At 62.7% G+C, this 4018-nt stretch carries 4 protein-coding genes; all 4 read left to right on the plus strand.

What is annotated here, in order from left to right; genetic code table 11:
- The first annotated feature begins 32 nt into the window (after window positions 1–32).
- Window positions 33–917 (plus strand): MurR/RpiR family transcriptional regulator, encoded by an 885-nt coding sequence (locus I5W_RS12635; RefSeq protein ID WP_017450654.1) that lies wholly within the window; start codon window positions 33–35, stop codon window positions 915–917.
- A 1-nt stretch (window position 918) separates the two neighbouring features.
- The gene (locus I5W_RS12640; protein WP_044529492.1) at window positions 919–2424 is read left to right on the plus strand and encodes an N-acyl-D-amino-acid deacylase family protein; all 1506 of its coding nucleotides are present in this window, start codon (window positions 919–921) and stop codon (window positions 2422–2424) included.
- Between the two features lie 52 nt (window positions 2425–2476).
- Window positions 2477–2860: a RidA family protein gene (locus I5W_RS12645; protein WP_017450656.1), complete on the plus strand. Its 384-nt coding sequence runs from the start codon at window positions 2477–2479 to the stop codon at window positions 2858–2860.
- Window positions 2861–2986: 126 nt separating this feature from the next.
- On the plus strand, window positions 2987–4018 hold a 1032-nt coding region (locus I5W_RS12650), incomplete at its 3' end, for a GntT/GntP/DsdX family permease (protein ID WP_044529493.1).

A 4018-nucleotide genomic window follows, 5' to 3' on the forward strand; every position in this document is an offset into this window, starting at 1 on the left:
GCATTTTTCTTCGCGATCGATCATTCCCCCCCATGGCCCAGACATTGGACATCATTTCCCGCATCACCGAGCGCAGCAGCACCTTGCGCTTTGCTGAACAAAAGGTGGCCGAAGCCATCCTGGGTGACCTGTCAGCTGCCGCCAGCGCCAGCATCGGTGAACTGGCCGCCAAGGCCGGCGTGTCGGTGGCCAGCGTGACGCGCTTTGCCAAGGCCATGGGCTGCCGCGACGTGCGCGAATTCAAGTTCCTGCTGGCGCAGGCGGTGGCGGTGGGGCAGCGCTTTTTCGATGGAGCCAAGACCCTGCCCTCGGAACAGCCGCCCGAGCTGGCCGACGTGGTCTATCGCGATATCCATGCCGTGCTGGAATTGAACCGCGCCATGCTCAACCCGGAGATGCTCATGCAAGCCGCGCACCTGCTGCTGGGCGCGCGCATGATCTATTGCTTTGGCATGGGCGGCGGCTCCACCATGATCTCTGATGAGGCGCGCTATCGCCTGGTGCGCCTGGGACGTCCGGTGGCGACCTATCACGATGCGTTGCTGCAGAAGATGGTGGCGGCCACGCTCGACCGGGACGATGTACTGCTGGTCTTCTCCACCACCGGCAGCGTGCCGGAACTGCTGGCCAGTTGCGAGGTGGCGCGCGAATACGGCGTCAAGCTCATCGCCATCACGGCGCTGGGTTCGCCGCTGGCGAAGATGGCCGATGTACTGCTGCCCATCAAGACCCTGGAAACCGACCTGATCTTCAAACCGTCCTCATCGCGTTACGCCATGATGGCCACGCTGGACATGCTGGTGCTGGAGCTGGCCCTGCTGCACAAGCAAAGCAGCCAGGAACGCCTGCGCCGCCTCAAGTACGTCCTCGACACCCACCGCGGCGGCGGTGACCTGCACCAGCCGCTGGGAGATTGACATGATATCCACCACCTCCGCCACCACCACTCATACCGCACAGGGCCAGCGCCGCTGCGATACCCTGATCCGCCACGCCCTGGTCATCGACGGCTCCGGTGCCGATCCCTTCACGGCCGATGTGGCCGTGTGCGAGGGTCGCATCGCCGCCATCGGCCAGCTCGATCAATGGCAGGCGACGCAGGAAATCGACGCCCGCGGGCGTGTGCTCGCCCCTGGCTTCATCGACGTCCACACCCACGACGATACCAACGTCATCCGCACGCCCGAGATGTTCCCCAAGCTCTCGCAAGGCGTGACCACGGTGGTGGTGGGCAATTGCGGCATCAGCGCCGCGCCGGTCCTCTTGAAGGGCGATCCGCCCGATCCCATGAACCTGCTGGGCAAGGCCGAGGCGTTCCACTATCCCAGCTTTGCCAGCTATGTCGAGGCGGTCAATGCGGCGCAACCGTCGATCAATGTGGCGGCCCTGGTGGGGCACACGGCATTGCGCAACAACCAGATGGATCGTCTGGATCGCGCTGCCACCGAGAGCGAGATCGCTGCCATGCGCGCGCAATTGCGCGAGGCGCTGGAACATGGTGCGCTGGGGCTGTCCACGGGGCTGGCCTATGGCAATGCCATCAACGCGCCCACTGCCGAAGTGCTGGCCCTGGCTGAACCGCTGGCCGAGTTCGGCGGCCTGTATGCCACCCACTTGCGCAGCGAATTCGCCGACATCCTCGAGGCGATGGAAGAAGCCTTCCGCATCGGCAAGCACGCCCGCGTGCCGGTGGTGATTTCGCACCTCAAGTGCGCCGGCGTCGAAAACTGGGGCCGCAGCAGCGAAGTGCTGCAGGCGCTGGAAGCCGCTGCGCGCCATCAGCATGTGGGCTGCGACTGCTATCCCTATACCGCCAGTTCCTCCACCTTGGACCTCAAGCAGGTGACCTCTGACTACGACATCCAGGTCACCTGGTCCGAGCCGCACCCGGAGCAGGGCGGCAAGATGTTGCAGCAGATCGCCGCCGACTGGGGCGTCGATCTGCACGCCGCGGCCGCCCGGCTGATGCCGGCTGGGGCGGTCTATCACTGCATGTCGGATGACGATGTTAATCGCATCCTGTCGCACCCGGCCACGGTGGTGGGTTCCGATGGCCTGCCCAATGATCCCTTGCCGCACCCGCGTCTGTGGGGCGCTTTCCCGCGGGTGCTGGGCTACTACAGCCGCGAGCAGAAACTGTTTTCGCTGGCCACCGCCGTGCACAAGATGACGGGCCTGTCGGCCCAGCGCTTCGGCCTGAAGCTGCGCGGTTTCGTGCGCGAGGGTTATCACGCCGACCTGGTGCTGTTCGATGCCGACACCATCCGCGACGCCGCCAGCTTCACCGATCCCATGCAACCGGCGCATGGCATCGAGGCGGTGTGGGTCAATGGACAACTGGCCTATCGCGGCCAGGACAAGCAAGCCACCAGTGCGCGTGCAGGGCGCTTCCTGGCGCGCATGGTGCAGAAAACGTCAGCCTGATTTTCCTGGAATTTTCGTTTCAACAGATTCAACAGAGATAGAGGAGTTCGCAATGAGCATTCAACGATTTGGTGTAGAAGGTGGCAGCGGTACCGGTGGGCAGCATTTGCCGTTCGCGCGTGCCGTGGCCGCCGATGGCTGGTTGTACGTGTCGGGCCAGGTGCCGATGGAAAACGGCGAAGTGATCGATGGCGGCATCGTGGCCCAGTCGCACAAGGCCATCCAGAACGTGCTGGCCATCCTCAAGGAAGCCGGTTATGGCCCCGAGCACGTGGTGCGCTGTGGCGTGTGGCTGGATGATGCGCGTGATTTTCCATCCTTCAACAAGGTCTTCAAGGAATACTTCGGCGCCAATCCGCCAGCCCGTGCCTGTGTGGTCTCCAGCATGGTGGTCGATTGCAAGGTCGAGGTCGATTGCGTGGCGTTCAAGCGTTGAGCTTGCGCTGGTGCCCAATAAAAATATAAATGATTTAAACGATTTATAAATTTGTGGTTCATGTCCGTCGGCAGGGGTGCAGTATCGCCGGCGGGTGTCTTTTTACCTTCGGAAGAGGAGCAACAGATGGAGGCTGTACAAGGCAGTGCGCTACTGGTCTATGCGCTGGTAGCGGTGATCGCACTGATCGTGCTGATCGCCAAATTCAAGATGAATCCATTCATCGTCCTGATCGTGGTTTCTCTGGTGCTGGGCCTGGCCGTGGGGATGCCCATGGGTGGCATCGTCAAGGCCTTCGAGACCGGCGTCGGTGGGGCCTTGGGCCATATCGCGCTGGTGGTGGGCTTGGGGACCATGCTGGGCAAGATGATGGCCGAGTCGGGCGGTGCCGAGCGCATCGCCAATACGATGATCCAGGCCTTCGGTGAAAAGAACGTGCACTGGGCCATGATGACGGTGGCCTTCATCGTCGGTCTGCCGGTGTTCTTCGAAGTCGGTTTCGTGCTGCTGGTGCCGATTGCCTTCAACGTCGCCAAGCGGACCGGGACCAATATGGTGCTGGTGGGCATTCCCATGGTGGCCGGCCTGTCGGTGGTGCACGGCCTGATCCCGCCGCACCCGGCAGCGCTGTTGGCGGTGACCGCCTATAGCGCCGACATCGGTCGCACCATCCTCTATGCGCTGATCGTGGGTATTCCTACTGCCATCATCGCCGGCCCCATCTTCGGCAAGCTGATCTCCAAGGTGGTGATCCCCAATCCCGATAATCCGCTGGTCTCGCAGTTCGTCGATGAGAGCAAGAAGGACCGTCAACTGCCAGGCTTCGGCGTCACGCTCTTCACCATCCTGTTGCCGGTGGCGTTGATGCTCATCGGTAGCTGGGCCGACCTGTTCTTCGCGCCCAAGACCTTTGCCAACGATTTCCTGCGCCTGATCGGCAATTCGGTGATCGCGCTCTTGATCGCTACCCTGGTGAGCTTCTGGACCTTTGGTCGGGCTCGTGGTTTCGGGGCCGACCAGATCCTGAAATTCACCAACGAATGCCTGGCGCCGATTGCCAGTATCACCCTGGTGGTGGGTGCCGGCGCCGGCTTCGGGCGCATCCTGATGGATGGCGGCGTCTCCAAGGCCATCGTCGGCATCGCCACCGATGCCCAT

The organism is Herbaspirillum sp. B65 (genome assembly GCF_000333555.1).
In the GTDB taxonomy this organism is placed as follows: Bacteria; Pseudomonadota; Gammaproteobacteria; order Burkholderiales; family Burkholderiaceae_D; genus Herbaspirillum; species Herbaspirillum rubrisubalbicans.

What these genes read in the sequence shown, in the direction of transcription:
- I5W_RS12635 (WP_017450654.1), top strand. Translation starts at nt 33, where the DNA reads ATGGCCCAGACATTGGACATCATTTCCCGCATCACCGAGCGCAGCAGC.
- I5W_RS12640 (WP_044529492.1), top strand. Translation starts at nt 919, where the DNA reads ATGATATCCACCACCTCCGCCACCACCACTCATACCGCACAGGGCCAG.
- I5W_RS12645 (WP_017450656.1), top strand. Translation starts at nt 2,477, where the DNA reads ATGAGCATTCAACGATTTGGTGTAGAAGGTGGCAGCGGTACCGGTGGG.